This is a genomic window from Micromonospora sp. NPDC005298 (genome assembly GCF_040607375.1).
In the GTDB taxonomy this organism is placed as follows: Bacteria; Actinomycetota; Actinomycetes; order Mycobacteriales; family Micromonosporaceae; genus Micromonospora.
On the sequence record NZ_JBEXGP010000002.1, the window covers coordinates 335,470 to 351,950 of the forward strand.

General features: G+C 71.9%; 15 protein-coding genes and 2 pseudogenes. 5 read left to right on the forward strand and 12 right to left on the reverse strand.

What is annotated here, in order from left to right; translation table 11 throughout:
* Window positions 1–17: 17 nt before the first annotated feature.
* The 5 genes from ABZS77_RS06210 to ABZS77_RS06230 all read right to left on the reverse strand — a co-directional run bounded on the left by ABZS77_RS06210 (window position 18) and on the right by ABZS77_RS06230 (window position 5,210).
* Window positions 18–455, reverse strand: coding sequence for a VOC family protein (locus ABZS77_RS06210; protein WP_354818047.1), 438 nt, complete (start codon window positions 453–455; stop codon window positions 18–20).
* Window positions 456–829: 374 nt separating this feature from the next.
* Window positions 830–1,348, reverse strand: a complete 519-nt coding sequence (locus ABZS77_RS06215) for a flavoprotein (protein ID WP_354818050.1) — start codon at window positions 1,346–1,348, stop codon at window positions 830–832.
* Window positions 1,349–1,445: 97 nt separating this feature from the next.
* Complete coding sequence (locus ABZS77_RS06220) at window positions 1,446–3,182, reverse strand: PQQ-dependent sugar dehydrogenase (protein WP_354818053.1); 1,737 nt, start codon at window positions 3,180–3,182, stop codon at window positions 1,446–1,448.
* Window positions 3,183–3,210: 28 nt separating this feature from the next.
* On the reverse strand, window positions 3,211–4,257 hold the full coding sequence (locus ABZS77_RS06225; RefSeq protein WP_354818056.1) for an SMP-30/gluconolactonase/LRE family protein: 1,047 nt from the start codon (window positions 4,255–4,257) through the stop codon (window positions 3,211–3,213).
* 188 nt (window positions 4,258–4,445) lie between these two features.
* Window positions 4,446–5,210: a cellulose binding domain-containing protein gene (locus ABZS77_RS06230; protein WP_354818059.1), complete on the reverse strand. Its 765-nt coding sequence runs from the start codon at window positions 5,208–5,210 to the stop codon at window positions 4,446–4,448.
* A 303-nt stretch (window positions 5,211–5,513) separates the two neighbouring features.
* Here ABZS77_RS06230 and ABZS77_RS06235 point away from each other — a divergent pair.
* Window positions 5,514–5,921: pseudogene (locus ABZS77_RS06235) on the forward strand (hypothetical protein); the annotation flags it as partial.
* A gap of 22 nt (window positions 5,922–5,943) precedes the next feature.
* Window positions 5,944–6,099 (forward strand): annotated as a pseudogene (locus tag ABZS77_RS06240) (hypothetical protein); the annotation flags it as partial.
* Window positions 6,100–6,108: 9 nt separating this feature from the next.
* On the opposite strand, the gene ABZS77_RS06245 reads toward ABZS77_RS06240, so the two are convergent.
* Window positions 6,109–6,477, reverse strand: a complete 369-nt coding sequence (locus ABZS77_RS06245) for a DUF4180 domain-containing protein (RefSeq protein WP_354818062.1) — start codon at window positions 6,475–6,477, stop codon at window positions 6,109–6,111.
* The gene (locus ABZS77_RS06250; RefSeq protein WP_354818065.1) at window positions 6,470–6,922 is read right to left on the reverse strand and encodes a helix-turn-helix domain-containing protein; all 453 of its coding nucleotides are present in this window, start codon (window positions 6,920–6,922) and stop codon (window positions 6,470–6,472) included. The genes ABZS77_RS06245 and ABZS77_RS06250 overlap by 8 nt, the downstream gene beginning before the upstream one ends.
* A gap of 172 nt (window positions 6,923–7,094) precedes the next feature.
* On the opposite strand from ABZS77_RS06250, the gene ABZS77_RS06255 reads away from it, so the two are divergent.
* A complete protein-coding gene (locus ABZS77_RS06255; protein ID WP_354818071.1) occupies window positions 7,095–10,319 on the forward strand; it encodes an AAA family ATPase in 3,225 nt (1,074 codons plus the stop codon).
* Window positions 10,320–10,361: 42 nt separating this feature from the next.
* Here the strand turns inward: ABZS77_RS06255 and ABZS77_RS06260 are convergent, their stop codons facing one another.
* Genes ABZS77_RS06260 through ABZS77_RS06270 form a run of 3 tightly spaced genes read right to left on the reverse strand, consistent with a single transcriptional unit; the run spans window position 10,362 to window position 12,809 of the window.
* Window positions 10,362–11,219, reverse strand: a complete 858-nt coding sequence (locus ABZS77_RS06260; protein WP_354818074.1) for an ABC transporter permease — start codon at window positions 11,217–11,219, stop codon at window positions 10,362–10,364.
* Entirely contained in the window at window positions 11,216–12,229 is a 1,014-nt protein-coding gene (locus ABZS77_RS06265) for an ATP-binding cassette domain-containing protein (protein ID WP_354818077.1), read from the reverse strand. Before ABZS77_RS06265 ends, ABZS77_RS06260 begins: the two co-directional genes overlap by 4 nt.
* Window positions 12,230–12,254: 25 nt before the next feature.
* On the reverse strand, window positions 12,255–12,809 hold the full coding sequence (locus tag ABZS77_RS06270; RefSeq protein WP_354818080.1) for an NAD(P)H-dependent oxidoreductase: 555 nt from the start codon (window positions 12,807–12,809) through the stop codon (window positions 12,255–12,257).
* Between the two features lie 132 nt (window positions 12,810–12,941).
* Here ABZS77_RS06270 and ABZS77_RS06275 point away from each other — a divergent pair, with 132 nt between their 5' ends.
* A complete protein-coding gene (locus tag ABZS77_RS06275; protein ID WP_354818083.1) occupies window positions 12,942–13,457 on the forward strand; it encodes a GNAT family N-acetyltransferase in 516 nt (171 codons plus the stop codon).
* Window positions 13,458–13,532: 75 nt separating this feature from the next.
* Here ABZS77_RS06275 and ABZS77_RS06280 read toward each other — a convergent pair whose 3' ends face one another.
* Window positions 13,533–14,384 carry an aldo/keto reductase gene (locus ABZS77_RS06280; protein WP_354818086.1) on the reverse strand — a complete coding sequence of 284 codons (852 nt, stop codon included), beginning with the start codon at window positions 14,382–14,384 and terminating at the stop codon, window positions 13,533–13,535.
* A 98-nt stretch (window positions 14,385–14,482) separates the two neighbouring features.
* The gene (locus ABZS77_RS06285; RefSeq protein ID WP_354818089.1) at window positions 14,483–15,442 is read right to left on the reverse strand and encodes a LysR family transcriptional regulator; all 960 of its coding nucleotides are present in this window, start codon (window positions 15,440–15,442) and stop codon (window positions 14,483–14,485) included.
* A gap of 51 nt (window positions 15,443–15,493) precedes the next feature.
* On the opposite strand from ABZS77_RS06285, the gene ABZS77_RS06290 reads away from it, so the two are divergent.
* Window positions 15,494–16,378: a serine hydrolase gene (locus tag ABZS77_RS06290; protein ID WP_354818092.1), complete on the forward strand. Its 885-nt coding sequence runs from the start codon at window positions 15,494–15,496 to the stop codon at window positions 16,376–16,378.
* Window positions 16,379–16,481 lie beyond the last annotated feature (103 nt).

Consider the following 16,481-nt stretch of genomic DNA (forward strand, 5'->3'; position numbering starts at 1 on the left):
TGGCGGTTCGTTCCGGGTCAGGCTGCGGCGTTGAAGTCGGGGACGGTCAGGGCGCCGTCCGGGCCGAGGGGGAAGCCGGGGTTCCAGGCGATCTCCCAGACGTGGCCGTCCGGGTCGGCGAAGCAGCCGGCGTAGCCGCCGTAGAACGTCTCCCGCGCCGGTTGGGTCACCTCCGCACCGGCGTTGGTCGCGGCAGCCATCAGCTCGTCGACCTCCGACCGGGAGCGGACGTTCTGGGCGAGGGTCATTCCGCCGAAGCCGCCGGTGCCCGGGTCGGAGATGCCCGCGTCGGCGGCCAGCTTGTCGCGGCTCCACAGGACGAGCGCCAAGCCGCCGGCCTGGAAGAAGACCGTCTCCTCGACCTCCTGGCCCCGCCAGCCGAGCTGCTCGTAGAACGCCTTCGCACGGGCCACGTCCGTGACCCCGAGGGTGACCAGGCTGATTCGCTGCTCCATGGTCGTAACCTAACCCGCAATCACTCGGGGGCCGGGCAAGTGGCTCGCGCGTGCGCCCGACCGGAGGCACACCGAACGTGGACGCCGCCTGACGAAGAGAGATCAGGCGGCTATCGCCCGGGCGGTGGCGTACACGTCGGCGGGTAGGGCGTGCCGCAGCCGCCAGAGGATGCGCATGGGCCGGTCGCCGGTGTGCGACTCGTACGTCATGGTGCCGGCGTAGAGGTGGGATCGACGTGTTGGAGGCGGGTGGCCAGCTCACCGGTGATCAGGCGCTCGTAGACGCCCCGCGCAAGATCCGTCATTCCCGCAACCTAACTACACGACCCGCCTACCCGTGGGACCCGGCGCGCATACCGGGGATGTCGGACGGCTCAGTTCCGTCGGGCCGAGCGCAACGCCTCGATGATCACGGCCCACCGTTGCGGCCCAGGCGGCGGGTTCAGCGGCTTCCCGTCCGCCACCACCACGCCAGCGGCCCGCAGCACCGCCACGTGGCCCGCGTACGCCGGATGCGCGGCCAGTTCCGCCTTGACGTGCGGAAAAGCGAGGATCGGCAACCCCGCCCCCAACGACTCGTTGAGTACGCCGAGCGCCAGGGTGTCGTTGATGCCCAGCGCCCACTTCGACATCGTGTTGAACGTGACGGGCGCGGCCACCACCACATCGGCCGGCGGGTGCGGTTCCGGGTCGCCGGGCATGCGCCACTCGACGCGTACGAGATAGCCGGTCTTGTCCTGCAACGCCGCTCGGTCGAGCCACACCGCAGCGGTCGGGCTGACGATCATGCATACCCGCCACCCGTCGGCGATCAGCAGGTCGACCAGCTCGTGAATGTGTTCCGCCGGACCTGCCGCGCAGACGACCAGATGGAGCACCCGACGTTCCGTCATGCCCGCAGTCTGCCCGACCCGGCCGTCGAGCAGTTGAGCCTGCCCGGCGACGGATGCGCGCGGCCGGGCGTCCCGGCCGCGCGCATCCACCTGCCCGTCAGCTTCGACCGAGGCGCTGGCCGCCGAGGGTGACCTTCAGGATCTTCTCGTTGCTGTTGTTCGGGGTGCTGTCCTTGTCCCCGCCGGTGCTGGTGGTGAGCCACAGGTTGCCGTCGAGGGTCGGCTCGACGGTGCGTAGCCGGAAGTACGTGCCGACGAAGTACTGCTGGACGTCGGTGAGCGTGTTGCCGCTGATCACGGCGCGGTACATCCGGTTGCCGCGCAGGCAGGCGGTGTAGAGGACGTCCCGCACGATCGCGATGCCGCTGCACGAGGCCTCGGCGACCGGGTACGTGTGGATCGGGGCGGTGAAGGTGGGGTTCGCGCAGTCGCCGACGGTGCCCTCGCAGGCGGGCCAGCCGTAGTTGCCGCCCCGGACGATGATGTTGGTCTCGTCCAGGACGTTGTTTCCGAACTCCTGCTCGAAGAGTCGGCCCTGGGAGTCGAACGCCAGCCCCTGCGGGTTGCGGTGGCCGTAGCTCCACACGTGGTTGCCGAAGGGGTTGTCCGGTGGCACGGTGCCGTCCGGGTTGAGGCGCAGCACCTTGCCGCCCAGGTCGTTGACGTCCTGCGCCCGGTCCGGGCTCTGCCCGTCGCCGGCGGCGGCGTAGAGCTTGCCGTCGGGGCCGAAGCGCAGCCGGCCACCGTTGTGGTACTTGTTGCGCGGGATGCCGGTGACGAGCACCTGCGTGGTGTCGGTGCGCAGTGCGGTGTCGTAGCGGATGCGCACGATCCGGTTGTCGGTCGTGGTGGTGTGGTAGATGTACAGCCACCGGTCGGTGGCGAAGTCGGGCGACACGGCCAGCCCGAGTACGCCACCCTCCCCGTTGGTGCCGGCGACGTTCGGCACGGTGCCGATGCTGTGTTTTCCGGTGCCGTCGGGGTTCATGGCGACGATGTCGAACAGGTCGCGCCGCCCGTACAGAACGCTGCCGTCGGGTAGCTGTACGAGCCCCCAGGGCAGGTCCCGTTCGGTGGTGACGACCGTGGTGCCGCAGACCGCGCTCGTGCAGGCGGGTCCGGTGCGTACGGTCACCGCGCCGCTCGCCGCCGAGCTGTTGTTCTGGGCGTCGCGGGCGACGACCGTGTACCGGAAGCTCGTGTTGACGGCCAGCCCGGTGTCGGTGAACGAGGTGGCTGGTGGCTTCGTGGCGGTGCCGGCGATGGATCCGACCGCCGTACCGTCGCGCAGGATGGTGTAGCCGGTGACCGCGACGTTGTCGCTCGCGGCCGACCAGGTGAGGGTCACGTCGGTGCCGTTCACCGTGGCGGCCAGATTCGTCGGTGTGGTGGGCCGCTGGGTGTCGCGCTGGCAGAACGGCGGCGTGATGGTGAGGGTGGCGCTGGCCTGGGACACGTTGCCGGCGGCGTCGCGGGCGTTGACGTACCAGCCCCAGGTGCTGCCCTGCACGGCCGTGAGGGTGGCGGTCAGGGTGCTGCCGCTGACCGAGGTGACCAGCTGACCGTCGTGGTAGATGTCGTAGAACGCGACGCCCACGTTGTCCCGGGACGCGGACCAGGCCAGCGTGACGGACTGGCATGTCGTCCGAGTGCTGCGCAGGTTGGTCGGCGGGGTGGGTGGCGTGGTGTCCGCGGCGAGCCGGGTGGCCGGGGCGCCGGCCGGCTCGGCCGCCTGGGCGGCGGCGTTGACGGGGGCGCCGGCCAGCAGGGTGGCGGCGCACGTGAGCAGGGCGAGTGACGGCAGGTGTCTGGGCTGGCGAGGTCTGGTCCGCACGGGAGACGTCCCTTTCCGAAGGTCCTGGTCAGTACGGGTAGCCGGGGATGTTGAGCCGGACGCTGTACAGGCCGGAGTCACCCCTCGGGCCCGAGGTGACGAAGAGGGTCTGCCGGTCGGGGCCGCCGAACGCCACGTTCGTCGTACCGGTGGTGCCGGACCGGATCGTGCCCAGCTGGGTGCCGGCGGGGGAGTAGACGTGGACCAGGGAGTCCGAGCCGGACGCCCAGTACACGTTGCCGGCGCAGTCGATCGTGCCGCCGTCCGGGCCGCCGACGTAGTTCACGAAGACGCTGCGGGCGCCGGTGCTGCCGTCGGGCTGCACGGCGTACTTGTAGATCTTGTTCTCGGAGTAGGCGCCCACGTACAGGGTGGTCCCGTCCGGCGACAGCGCGATGCCGTTGGGCTGGCGCAGCCGGTCGTCCACAAGCGACACCTGGCCGCCGGAGACGCGGAAGACGCTGGTACGTCCGCTCATCTGGTCCGGGCGGTTGCCGCGCTGGAAGTTGGGGTCGGTGAAGTAGACGACCCCGTCCGACCGGACCGCGACGTCGTTCGGCGAGTTGAACGCCCGGCCCTGGTAGTTCGCCGCGACGGTGCTGCGCGTCCGGTCGCTGAGCCGGTATGCGGACACGCTGCGCTGGTCGTGGGTGGCCGCGACGATCTGCTGGGCGTCGGCGCTGAGCGCCAGGCCGTTGCTGCCGGCGTTGGCGAGGAACGTGTCGAAGGTCGCCGGCGGGGTGAAGCGGCGGATCGTGGACGGCTGGACGTTGTATGGCCCGGTGCCGGCGGCCATGTCGGAGAAGAGCAGGTAGCCGCCGTCGGCGACCCACACCGGCCCTTCGAGGAACGAGAATCCACCCTGGATCTTCGTGGCCGTCACGGAACTGGCCGGCAGCGGTGGGCCGTAGCCGGTACCCGTCGGGCAGGCGCCGGGCGGTGTCCCGGGCGGGTTGGCGAGCGCGAGGTGAGCGCTAACATCCGCAGCGCGAGGGTGCGCGGCGGCCGGTAGCGGCGCGGCGCTGAGCGCGAGGCAGAGGCCGGCCAGGGTGGCGGTGGTGGAACGCCAGGTCATCGAATGCTCCAATCGGCGTCGGCGGTCGCTGAGGCCGTCGGGTCGCGTGGTCGCGGGGGCCGACACGGCACGCAGAGACAGTCGTCGATGTGGTCGTTCGGCAGCCTAGGTGACGCACTGATCGACCGCATTGTTTTCCGGAACATTTCGAAACGACGTCGATCTATGTGCAAACTGCGGGGGTCGGGTCAGACGTTCGCGTCGCCGTACTCGCGTACCCCGTCGACGTCCAGCGTGATCCGGCAGTTGTCGGCCCACTGGCCGGTGGCCGCGAGCCAGCTCGGGTCGTCCCGTTCCTCGATGTCGCTCCAACTGTGCCTGTGGTGCCGCAACTGGATCGGCCCGGTCGACGCGCCAGGTTCGAGCACCCCACCGGTGAAGGTCAGCTCCACCCAGCCGGGGACCGTGGTGCCCGGGATCGGGTTGCCCGGCGCGGGTGTGGTCAACGGGGACGGGCCGCCCGGCGGGACGAAGAACTGCACGGTCTGCCTGATCCGGTCGCAGCCCACCGCGGCCCAGTCGCAGTTCGGCACGAGTGAGGTGTTGCCGCCCTCGAAGCGCACGTGGTAGCGCAGCCGCACCGCGCCCAGGTCGAGTGGCCCGGTGCCGGTATTGGTGATCTTGAGGGCGTGCTGGATCTGGTTGTTCGTCGGAGACCAGTCGAGATTGAGGTAGCTGACCGTCGCGCGGCCGCTGGCGGTGCGCACGATGATGGTGGCCGAGCTGTCGGAATAGGCGCCGAGCGCGCGGGCGCTGATCGCGATCCAGTACGTCGTGCCGGGCGCGAGGTCGGTCACCGTCATCGTGGTGTCGAGCGTGGTGCCGAGCCAGCGGTACGTGTTGGGGCCCAGTACCGCCTGCACCTCGTAGTTGATCGGCTGCTCGGCCGCCGGATCGCCGATCCAGGTCGAGGGTGCCCATCTGAGGGTGAGCTGGTGTGGCTCGTTGGCCACCACCACCGGGGTGCCGGGGTGCTGATGTCCGGGCCGTCCGCGCTCGCGGCGTTGACGGCGAGCAGGCTCGCCAGCGTGGCGAGGGCGACGACGGCGGCGATGCGGCGGGCGGACATGCTGCGAACGCTAGGACGACTTCCGGAAAAACAATAGGCGCGTGTCAATATGTGAGCGGGCCACTCATCGCGCACCGGGCGGGGCGGTGGTCCTCGACACCGCGATATGGCGTTCTCGGGCAGCCGGGTCTGCGGACCCGGCCATAGCGTTCGGCTTTCCGGCTGTTCGCGACCCGAGGGAGACGCCATGCAGGAGCCGTTACCGGGTGAGCAGGCCCCGGTCACCGTGCACGCGGACCGGTGGCGGGCGGGGTTGCCACCGAACGCGTGGCCCGACGACTTCCCCACCGACGGCACCGTCTGGCGGCGGGACGTCTTCGCGGTGGCCGACGCGTACCGGGCCGGTTCCGCAAGCCCACGGCACCTGCTGACCGCCGTGCTGGTCTGGGGTTACGGGCCCATCGGGTACGGCCCGTGGCGCGCCGCCAGGTCGCTCGGCGCCGACCCGGACGGCAGACGTCTGGCGTACGCGCTGCGGGAGCCGGCGTTCGACGAGGACGCGCTGCGTACGGCGTACCGCCGCTTCCGCGACCCTGACCACGCTCGCCTGCCGTGGTTGGGGCCGGGCCTGTTCACGAAGGTCCTCTACTTCGCCGGCTACCGGCGGGGTGGGTGGTGTGCAGCCGCTGATCCTCGACCGGGTGGTCGCCCGCCGCCTCCCCGCCGAAGCCGGCGTCCGCCGCCGCGACGGCTGGTCGGTCGAGGAGTGGCTGGCGTATCTGCGCTGGGCCTCGGAGCGGGCCCGGGTCGAGGGTGTCGAACCGGACGCGGTGGAGATGGCGCTACGACGCGGCCCGGAGGCGGCCGTCGAGCGCGGCGAGGTCGGGGACGAACCAGATGTGCCCACCCTGGTTCGACTCGTACACCAGGGCGCGCAGCGCGGAACTCTCCGCGAGCCGCGCCGAGATGTCACCGACGACGACCAGCCGTAGCCGATAGTTGACGAACTTCTGCATGACCTCGCCGGCGAACCGGGTGCCCAGGGAGAAGAAGCGTTCGTCGAGTCGGTTGGCCGGTACGGCGACGACCTGGGCGCCGAGGAACGCCGCCCCGATCAGGTCCAGCGCGTCCTGCTCGGTGGTCAGTGGCGGGCCGTCGGGGTCGCAGACCAGCACCTGCACTCCGGCGCGTTCCTGGATCTCGTCAGGCATCGTGGACCTCCCGGTCGAGCAGGCCGTTGTCGGCGGTGAGCACGGAGTCGAGCAGGTGCAGCAACTCGGCGGTCGCGGCCGGGTCGCCCAGGACGATGATCTTCATGCGGTGGCGTTGCTCGTCGTACACGGTCTGCACCCGCAGCGGGTTGGCCTGGTCGTGGCCGGTGTTGGCGCTCGCGAGCACGAGGGTGCCGAGCCGGTCGGCGGCGGCCCTGTCGACACCGTCGATCTGGACGATGCTCGACACCTCCGCCAGCCCGCTGACGCCCGTGGCGGACGGGGTCTGGCCGGTGAACGCGTCGAGATCGCGGGCGGCGATCCGGTACTGCTTGCCGATCCGTACCGCCCTCAACCGGCCGGAGCGGATGTAGCCGCGCACCGTCCGCACGTGGAGGTCGAGCCGGTCGGCAACCTGCTCCACCGAGTACATCTCTTCGATCATCGCTCCCGACACTATCACCATAGGGAAGCTTGAGGACGGATAGGGTCTGATGCGTCTGTGAGACCAGCTGCTCAGCGCACCTGCCCGCCCCGAGCGCGCCGGGGGCTCGCCGGGCCAGCCAATCGCTCGACCCGCCCTCGTTGTCGGACGGTTCCAGTACCGTCTGGAAACCATGGACGCGCGGCGCGGCGACGCCCTCATCGGGCGGGATCATCCTGTGGGCCTGTTGCGCGCCGAGTTGGATCGCGCCGCCACCAGCCACGGCGGTCTCGTCCTGGTCACCGGGGAGCCGGGCATCGGCAAGACGACCCTCGTCACGGCGGTGGCCCGGGAGGCGCGGCAGCGCGGTGCCCTGGTGCTCGGCGCGGCCTGCTGGGATTCGGACAGCGCCCCCGGCTACTGGCCGTGGGTGCAGGTGCTGCGCGGCCTGCGGCGCTCCGCCGACGACTGGCCGGTGGCGCGGCCGGACGCCGAGCCGGCCCTCGCGGCCCTGCTCGGCGAGACCGACCCCGGCAAGCAGCAGGCCGACCGCCTGGCCAGTTGGTCCGGCGTCGACACGGGTGGGGACATCTCCGACAAGGAGGCGTTCGCGCTCCACGACGCGGTGACCGCCGCACTGGTCGCGGTCTCCCAGCACCGGCCGGTCGTGGTCGTCCTCGACGACCTGCACTGGGCCGACCCGGCCTCGCTACGGCTACTGGGCTTCGCCGCGCAGCACACCTGGTTCGAGCGGCTACTGCTGATCGGCACCTACCGCGACGCCGAGGTCGAATCCGGCGAACATCCGCTGCGCCCACTGCTGATGCCGCTTGTCGCGAAGGCCACCACGATCACCCTCACCGGCCTCGCCCGCGACGAGGTGGCCGCGCTGATGGCACGGACCGCCGGGCGGGAGCCCGACGCCGGCCTGGTCGACGAGGTGCACAGGCGCACCGGCGGCAACCCGTTCTTCATCGAGCAGACCGCGCGGCTGTGGCACGCCGACGACGCGGTCGACACCATCGCGCCGGGCGTACGGGAGGCGGTCCGGCGTCGCCTGGCCCAGTTGCCCACCGCCGTGGTCGAGGCGCTCACCGTCGCCGCCGTACTGGGTCGGGGGTTTCACCGCCAGGTCCTCGCCGCGTGTGTGGCCGCCCCGGTGGCGCAGGTCGACCGGCTGCTCGACCGGGCGGTGACCGCCCGGCTGATGGTCGCCCGGGGCGGCGGCCGGTTCGCGTTCGCCCACGACCTGGTCCGGGAGACGCTCTACGACGGGCTGACCGCCGACGACCGGCAGGCCCGGCACGGCGCGGTCGTGCGGGTGGTCGACGACCTGCGCGAGCTTGCCGACCTGCTGGTCCCGGCCGACCTCGCCCGCCACGCGTACCTGGCTGGCCCCACCCTCGACCGGGCCCGGGTGACCGCGCTGCTGGTCGCCGCCGGGCGGGACGCGTTCGCCCGGCTGGCCGCCGACGAGGCGGCTGTGCACTTCCGCCGCGCGCTGGAGGTCGTCGACGACCGCGAGCACCGGGTGCGGATGCTCGTCGAGTTCGGCGAGACGCAGTACCACCACGCCGGCCGGGACGAGGCCTTGGCGTTGCTCAGCGAGGCCGGCGCGCTGGCCCGCACACTCGACGACCCGGTGCTGCTGGCCCGCGTCGCGCTCATCGTCAACCGCACCCGCCAGGTCGAGACCGCCCATTCGATCGAGGCGGCGGAGCTGGTGCGGGAGGCGTACCGCCGGTTGATCGGCGACCCGGCCCCCGACGCGTCGATCGGTACGCTGGTCGCCGACCTGATCACCGCCACCGAGACGATCGCCCGTCGAGGGCAGGACGACGAGGCGCTCACCTTCAGCCTCTGGGCCCGCCACGACACCACCTGGGGGCTGGGCACCGCGGCGGCCCGCGCCGCGCTGACCACCGAGATCCGCGAGGTGGCCCGCCGGACGGCGGACCGGGAGACCGAGCTGTGGGCCACGTCGTTGCGCTGGGTGGCGCTGCTGGAGTTGGGCGACCCCCACTTCGTCGAGGAGTTCACCACCTTCGTCAACGCCGACCGGCAGGGCGACCTCACCCGGCACCAGATCTCGGCGACCGTCGACAGTGGGATCATCGCGGCTTTCCGGGGTGACTTCGACGAGGCCGACGAGCTGTTCACCAGCCTCACCGAGGTCGCCGACCCCAGCCATGCCGAGTTCGGGTTCATGGGCCACCATCTGCGCTGGTCCCGACTGCTGCTCCAGGGCCGGTTCGACGAGGCCGACGCCCTGCTGGACGGGCTGACACCTGTCGACTACCCGTACCACGAGCTGCTGCGGGCGATCAGCGCGGCGGAGCGTGGTGACGACGCGGCGGCGATCCGGCTGACCGCCGGCATCGAGTCCGCCAACATCCGGTACCCGCGTCCGGTGTCGCCGCTCTGGCTGCGGTTGCGCGCGCAGGTCGCCGTCGCCTCCCGGGACCCACGACGCTGCGACGACGCTCGGGCGGCGCTCGCCGCGCACCGTGGAGAGTGGATGGTCGCGCTGTTCGGCTGCGACATCAGCGGCCCCGTCGACCACTGGCTCGCGTTGGTCGACGCCGCCCAGGAGCGCTGGGACGACGCCATCGCCGGGTTCGCGGCGGCCCGCGACACCGCCGACCGGCTGGGCTCCCGTCCCTGGTCGCTCCTCGCCCGCGCCGGTCTGGCGAACGCCCTCGCCGGGCGCGGCCACCCGCACGACGCCGCGAGACTGGCCGCGCTGCGCGCCACCATCCTCCAGGAGGCAACAGCCCTCGGCATGACGCAGGTGCTCCACCGGCTCACCATCGCCACGCCGAGCCAGGCTCACGCTCCCGGCCCGGCCGTGGTGGTCGCCCCCACCACCGGCGGGTACGAGTTCCGCCGCGACGGCCCGGTCTGGCAACTCGCGTACGCCGGCAGCGTGGTGCACCTGCCCGACGCGAAAGGGCTGCACGACCTGCACCTGCTGCTGAGCCGGCCGGGTGGCGACGTGCCGGCGGTGGAGCTGCTCGACCCGGCGGCCGGTCCGGAGCTGGTGGCCGCCCGCCGGATGGGTGGCGACCCGGTCCTCGACGACGAGGCCAAGGCCCGCTACCGGCGGCACCTGGCACGCCTCGACGAGGAGATCGACCGGGCCGCCGCACGCGACGACGACCGGAAGGTGGCAGCGCTCGACGTCGAGCGTGGGGCGCTGCTGGACGAGCTGCGGGCCGCGGCGGGGCTGGCCGGCCGGAGCCGCCGCCTCGGCGACGAGGCCGAGCGGGCCCGCAAGACGGTGACCGCGCGGATCCGGGACACGCTGCGCAAGCTCGACGAGCGGCACCCGGCCCTCGCCAGCCACCTACGCGACTCCGTCTCGACCGGCAGCACGTGCCGTTACCTGCCAGCCGAGCCGCTGCCCTGGCGGCTCTGAGACCGGGCGCCGCCACGGTGGTGGCGGCGCCCGTCGCAGGGGTCAGCGGCGGTTGTACTTGTACATCGTCAGGGTGCCGAAGACGAGCACGAACCCGGCGCTCCACACCAGCAGCCACATGGTGGCCGACGGGTCCGGCTCGCCGCCCATCGTTCCGCGGATCGCCGCCACCAGCTGGGTCACCGGGTTGACCTTGACGAACGCCTGGAGCCAGCCCGGCATGGTGCTCGGGTCGACGAAGACGTTGCTGAGGAACGTCAACGGGAACAGCACCATCATGCTGACGCCCATCACCGACTTCTCGCTGCGCAGGATCAGCCCGAAGAACGTCCACACCCAGGAGAACGCGAACGAGAAGACCACCAGCAGCCCGATCCCGGCGGCGGCACCGACCACCCCTCCGGCGGGCCGGAAGCCGAGCACCAGCCCGAGGCTCAGGATCACCAGGGCGGCGAGGATGTAGCGCAGCACGTCGCCGAAGATCATGCCGACCAGGGCGGACGGGCGCCACACCGGCAGCGTCCGGAACCGGTCGAAGATCCCCTTCTCGATGTCGGTGTTCAGGCCGACGCCGGTGTACATGGTGATCATCACGACGCTCGTCACCATGATGCCCGGCAGGAAGAACTGGAGGTACTCGCGCGGGCTGCCGGCGAGGGCTCCGCCGAACAGGTACGTGAACATCAGCACCATGATCACGGGGAACGCCGTCACGTCGAAGAGCTGCTCCGGCACATGCTTGATCTTCAGCAGGGCCCGCCAGCCGAAGGTGAGCGACGCGCCGAGCGCGCTGGGTCGCGGCGGTCGGGTACCGGGCGCGAGCACCGTCGCCAGCGCCTCGGCGGACGGGACGTAAACCGAGGGCGCCCGTCCGGTCGTGGTGGTCGTGGTGTCGGTCATCGGGCTGCCTCCAGCTCGTCGTCGCGCTCGTCCGCCGGCACGGCGGGATGGTCGGTCAGAGCCAGGAAGACCTCGTCGAGGCTTGGCTGGCCGAGGGAGAAGTTGTCGACCACGATGCCGGCCCGGGCCAGGTCGCTGAGCGCGCGGGCGGCCTGGGCGCTGGCGTCGAGGTCGGTGCCGGCCTCGCCGACCCGGGCGGTCAACGCCACCGGATCGGCGGCGAGCTGCACCGACACGTTCAGCGCCTCGCGCAGCACCTTCTCCGCCTGGGCCCGCTGACCGGGGTCGCGCAGTCGCAGGTGGACGGTGCCGGAGCCGACCGACGACTTCAACTCGCCCGGGGTGCCCTCCGCGATCACCCGGCCGTGGTCGACGACCGCGATCCGACCGGCGAGCTGGTCGGCCTCGTCGAGGTACTGGGTGGTCAGCAGCACAGTCGTGCCGTGCGACACCACCGCCCGGACGATCTCCCACACCTGGTTGCGGCTACGCGGGTCGAGACCGGTCGTCGGCTCGTCGAGGAAGAGCAGGTCGGGCGTGTTGAGGATGCTCGCGGCGATGTCGATCCGCCGCCGCATCCCGCCCGAGTACTTCTTCACCTGGCGGTCACTCGCCTCGGTCAGACCGAACGCGGCGAGCAGGGCCGCGGCGCGATCCCGCGCGGCCGGCTTACGCAGGCCGAGCAGACGGGCCAGCAGCACCAGGTTCTCCGTGCCGGTCAGGTCCTCGTCGACCGAGGCGTACTGACCGGTGAGGCTGACCCGGCTACGGACCTTGTCGGCCTCGGTGACCACGTCGTGGCCGAAGACCCGCGCGGTGCCCCCGTCGGGGCGCAGCAGCGTGGCGAGCACCCGGACCGCTGTGGTCTTGCCCGCCCCGTTCGGGCCGAGCAGGCCGTAGACGGTGCCGGCGGGCACCTGGAGGTCGATGCCCGCCAGCGCCCGGGTCTCCCCGAACGAGCGGGTGAGCCCCTCGGCCTCGATGGCCAGGCCGGTGGTGCGTCTATTCATGATCCTTACCTTCCGTCGGACGTGTTCAGGAGACGTAGGGTCGCGCCGCGCGGCCGTCGCGCAACGCCAGACCCCACCAGCGGAGCTGGTCGAGCAGAACGTCGGTGTCGTGGCGCAGCTCGTCGGCGCATCGCGCTGTCGGGTCGCCGGCGAGCAGGTCGATGCCGACGACGTCGCGCACCGTCATCGCGTGCAACGCGGTGAAGACCGTACGCAGCTGGTCGACCGCGTGCAGGCCGGTGGACCGGCAGCCGTACGACACGAAGCCCACCGGCTTGGCCTGCCACTCGTCGTACGCATAGTCGATCGCCTGTTTCAGGGGTGCCGGGAAGCTGTGGTTGTACTCGGGGGTGACCACGACGAACGCGTCCGCCCGGCCCACCTCACGCGCGAAGGCCTGGATGGGCGCGGTCGACGCGGCCGGGTAACTGGCCGGGAAGTCGTACTCGCTGAGGTCAACGACAGTCACCGTCAGGTCGTCGTGCCGCTTCGCCTGCTCGACGAACCAGTCGGCGACCCGGTCGCCGGCCCGCCCCTCCCGGGTGCTGCCGACGATCACGGCGATCCGCAACGGTGTCATGGCCACCTCCTCCCACTGTTCAGGCGCGAGGTGACGGCGACCGCCCGCTAGATCGGATCTAGCGGGCGGCGTTTTCCGGAACCGAATGTCGGTGGGATCGGTTTGACTGGGGTCGACGAACAGGGGAGTCGGATGACGCAGGTCCGCATCGAGCCGTGGCGCGAGGATGACCTCGACCTGCTGCGGCAGCTCAACTCACCCGAGACGCGCAGGCACACCGGTGGTCCGGAGACCGACGAGCAGGTGCTCGCCCGGCACGACCGGTACGTGCACTTCGCCGACAGCGGGCAGGGGTGCATGTTCACCCTGGCGCTGCCGGACGGCGCGCGGGTCGGCAGCGTCGGCTACTGGGCCCGCGAGTGGCGGGACCAACCGGTCTACGAGCTGGGCTGGGCGGTGCTGCCCGCGTACCGGGGGCAGGGGTTGGCGACCGCCGCGGTGCGCGCGGCGCTCGACGTGGCGCGCGGCCGACGGGACCGGCGGTACGCGCACGCGTACCCGTCGGTCGACAACCCGGCATCGAACGCGGTCTGCCGCAAGGCCGGCTTCACGCTGCTGGGCGAGACGGGTTTCGAGTACCCGCCGGGGCGGATGATGCGGGCCAACGACTGGCGGCTCGATCTGACCGGCCCGCCGACCGAGGGCTGAGGGCGCTGTCCCGCCGCCCGTTCACACGGTCGGAGCCGTCCACCGCCGCATCATCCGCCGGACGGCGGGCTCCGGTCAGCGGGGGACGTAGTCGAAGGTGTCCGGGTTCGCGCCCTGCCGCCCCTCCTCGCCCCTGTCCAGGCCGGTGATCCGCTCCATGGCGGTGTCGTCCAGCTCGAAGTCGAAGATCCGGGTGTTCTCCTCGATCCGCTTCGGGGTGGTCGACTTCGGGAAGATGATGTCGCCGCGCTGCACGTGCCAGCGCAGCACCACCTGGGCGGGGGTGCGGTCGAGCTGTTCGGCGATGTCGACAACCGTCGGGTCGTCGAGCACCTTGCCCTGCGCGATCGGCGACCACGCCTCGGTGAGGATGTTGTGCTCGCGGCCGTACGCGCGCACCTCCTCGTTCCCGAAGTACGGGTGCGCCTCGACCTGGTTGACCGCCGGCACCACGCTCGCCTCGTCGGCGAGCCGCCGCAGGTGCGGCACCTGGAAGTTCGACACGCCGATCGAGCGGGCGCGGCCGTCGCGCTGGAACTCCTCGAGCACCTTCCAGGTCGACACGAAGTCGCCGTCGTAGAGGGTCGGCAGCGGCCAGTGGATGAGGAACAGGTCGATGTAGTCCATCTTCAGCGCCGCGAGGGTCGAGTCGAACGCCTTGCGGGCGTCGTCCGGGCGGTGGAAGCCGTTGTTCAGCTTGCTGGTCACGTAGACCGAGCCCCGGTCGAGGCCGGACCTGCGGACCGCCTCGCCGACCTCGGCCTCGTTGCCGTACATCTCGGCGGTGTCGATGTGCCGGTAGCCCACCTCGAGGGCGGTGCTCACCGCCGCGACGGTGTCCTTCGGCTCGATCTGGAACACCCCGAAGCCGAGCTGCGGGATGGTGGTGCCGTCGTTCAGGCTGATGTCGGGAATCGTGAGTGCCACTGCGGCTCCTTCGCCTCTTCGTCTACCCGTTCTCCATACCCGGGTCGGTGGGCGATTCACCGCCGGACGTGGGGTGACGAGCGCAACGGCCGGCCGGATCACCCTGTCGTGTCGAAGAGCACCGGCCACGGCCGCTCCGCCGGCGCCGGTCCGGGCGCGGCCGGGACGGGGTCGGCGGCGGCGAGCACCTCGGCGGCGAGGTGCCCGACCATCGACGCCGCCGGGTGCGCCGACCAGTCCGGCCAGGCCGCCGACGTCCGCCTCACCAGCGGCGTGCCGGCGATCGGTCGCCAGGCGATCCGCGGTTCCCGGCGGGCGACGGTCGCCGGCTCCACGGCCGCCGCGCCGCCGGCCAGCACCAGGCCGAACAGGAACTCCGGATTGCGGGCCGGCCGGACCCGGGCCGGCCGCCAGCCCTGCCGGCGGCACACCGCCAGCAGATGGTCGTGCCAGCCCGGGGTGGTGGCGCGCGGTGCAGCCACCAGGTCCAGGCCGGCCAGCGCGGCCAGCGGCACCTCCCGGTCGCGGGCCAGCGGCGAGGTCCGCGGCAGCAGCACCCCCAGCGGTACGTCGACCGGAGCGCCGAAGCGCAGCCCGTCCGCCGTCACCGGGTGGTGCACCAGCCCCACGTCCAGGGTCCGCTCGGTGAGCATCCGGACCTGCTCGGCGGTGGTCAGCTCGTGCAGCTCCACGTCGAGACCGGGTGCCCGGGTGGTGAGTTCGTCGAGCAGCGCCCGCAGCGTCACCGCGGGTGTCTCCGGCGGCACACCGGCCCGCAGTACGCCCAGCTCACCCGCCCGGACCTGGCCCATCAGGTTGCGCAGCCGGCCCTCACCGGCGAGCAGGTCCTCCGCCTCGGCGAGCAGCAGCTCACCGGCGGTGGTGAGGCGTACCTGCCGGCGGGACCTGTCGAACAGTTCGACGGTCAGCTCCCGTTCCAGCCGTTGGATCGACTGGCTCAGCGGCGGCTGGGCCATCCCCAGCAGCTCGGCGGCCCGCCCGAAGTGCAGCTCGTGCGCGACCACCACGAAGTGCCGCAGGTGCCGGAGCAGGTCCACGGCCGGACCCTACGCCAACGCCGGCGGTGTTCCGCTGGATACCGTGCGGGGGTGGACGTGGGGGAACGCATCGAGGCCGTCTTCGCCGACGCCGGCGTGACGGCGAGCCTGCACGTCGCGGACCTGGACGCCGTGGACCTGGAGGTGGGCGTACGGGCCGACGAGCAGGTGGTGATCGCGTCGATCTTCAAGATCCTGCTGGTGCTGGAGTTCGCCCGGCAGGTCGGGGCCGGTCAGCTCGACCCCACCGAACGTGTCCTGGTCACCGCCGCCGACCGGCTCGGCGGGTGGGGCCTGGCGGGCTGCGCGGACGACGCCGAGGTGTCGCTGCGTGACCTCGCCTACTTCGCCATGTCGGTCAGCGACAACACCGCCGCCGACCTGCTGCTGCGCCGGGTCGGCCCGGACCTGCTGCCGATGCTCGCCACCGAGCTGGGGCTGACGCGTACCCGCGTGCTCGGTGGCCCCCGGGAGCTGGTGGAGCTGATGCTCGCCGACGTGGGGGCGCGGACCGAGGCGGAGTTCGCCCGGATCTTCCCGACCCTGCCGGCGCACCGGATCCGGGCCATGCGGGTCTTCGGCCCCGCGCACACCACGTCCAGCACGGCTAGGGAGATCACCCGGCTGCTCACGCTGATCTGGCGGGACGAGGCCGGCCCACCGGCGGCGTGCGCGATGGTCCGCACCTGGATGGCGCGGCAGATCTTCTGGACCCGGCTGGCCGCCGGCTTCCCGCCCGGCGTCCGGGTGTCCGGAAAGACCGGCACCCTGCCCGGACTGCACCTGGAGGCCGGCGTCGCCGAGTACCCCGACGGCGGGCGGTACGCCATCGCCGTCTTCGCCCGCGCCGACGAGCTCACCCCGCGCCGGATCGACGTGGACCTGGCGATGGGGCAGGCCGCCCGTACGGCTGTCGAGGCGCTGCGCGGGGACTGATTTCCCGGCCGCCCGAGCGTCGACCCGGTGCGGTTGAGCAGGCCCGATATGCGGTGACGTATCGGCGGCGACAGCCTCTGATCTTGGACCGGGACGCGGTGGC

What these genes read in the sequence shown, in the direction of transcription:
- ABZS77_RS06275 (WP_354818083.1), top strand. Translation starts at nt 12,942, where the DNA reads ATGACGCAGGTCCGCATCGAGCCGTGGCGCGAGGATGACCTCGACCTG.
- ABZS77_RS06250 (WP_354818065.1), bottom strand. Translation starts at nt 6,922, where the DNA reads ATGATCGAAGAGATGTACTCGGTGGAGCAGGTTGCCGACCGGCTCGAC.
- ABZS77_RS06215 (WP_354818050.1), bottom strand. Translation starts at nt 1,348, where the DNA reads ATGACGGAACGTCGGGTGCTCCATCTGGTCGTCTGCGCGGCAGGTCCG.
- ABZS77_RS06255 (WP_354818071.1), top strand. Translation starts at nt 7,095, where the DNA reads ATGGACGCGCGGCGCGGCGACGCCCTCATCGGGCGGGATCATCCTGTG.
- ABZS77_RS06260 (WP_354818074.1), bottom strand. Translation starts at nt 11,219, where the DNA reads ATGACCGACACCACGACCACCACGACCGGACGGGCGCCCTCGGTTTAC.
- ABZS77_RS06245 (WP_354818062.1), bottom strand. Translation starts at nt 6,477, where the DNA reads ATGCCTGACGAGATCCAGGAACGCGCCGGAGTGCAGGTGCTGGTCTGC.
- ABZS77_RS06210 (WP_354818047.1), bottom strand. Translation starts at nt 455, where the DNA reads ATGGAGCAGCGAATCAGCCTGGTCACCCTCGGGGTCACGGACGTGGCC.
- ABZS77_RS06270 (WP_354818080.1), bottom strand. Translation starts at nt 12,809, where the DNA reads ATGACACCGTTGCGGATCGCCGTGATCGTCGGCAGCACCCGGGAGGGG.
- ABZS77_RS06225 (WP_354818056.1), bottom strand. Translation starts at nt 4,257, where the DNA reads ATGACCTGGCGTTCCACCACCGCCACCCTGGCCGGCCTCTGCCTCGCG.
- ABZS77_RS06265 (WP_354818077.1), bottom strand. Translation starts at nt 12,229, where the DNA reads ATGAATAGACGCACCACCGGCCTGGCCATCGAGGCCGAGGGGCTCACC.